This is a genomic window from Aliivibrio sp. 1S175, from assembly GCF_001690985.1.
In the GTDB taxonomy this organism is placed as follows: domain Bacteria; phylum Pseudomonadota; class Gammaproteobacteria; order Enterobacterales; family Vibrionaceae; genus Aliivibrio.
Genome location: NZ_MAJS01000061.1, coordinates 1 through 450 on the forward strand (window position 1 = coordinate 1; position 450 = coordinate 450).

Below are 450 nucleotides of genomic sequence, written 5' to 3' on the forward strand. Positions count from 1 at the left end.
GTGCTTACTTTCGGCTTGGTCATCTTGGTAAAGAACTGCCCTGCCAAGATTTTCTAAGCCTAGATTCTAATTTACCGATGGTAATTAAGCGAACAAAATATTCTTAAACTGCGAGATAAAGTAAATGGAAAACAGATACATTTTTTACACCATTTGAACGGCTTGCTTTCAGCTAGTTTGGAACTGATAAACCAAATATCCTAACCACAATTGGGATTGAAGATGCTGCGAGGAAAACACTGATGCAGGCTAAAATGAGGCATAACCAAAGAACAATTGAAGCGCAAAATAGCCTCTGAAACGCCTGAACTTAGGGAAATAAGGGTTAATTTGCCGAACTTGATGAAATGAAAACCAAAAGGAAACAAAGAAGAAATTCACGCTTACTAAGCCAAAACTACGAAAGCCTCGGATCTATTGATGAACCGTACAAAAAATTTCGGACTCAGT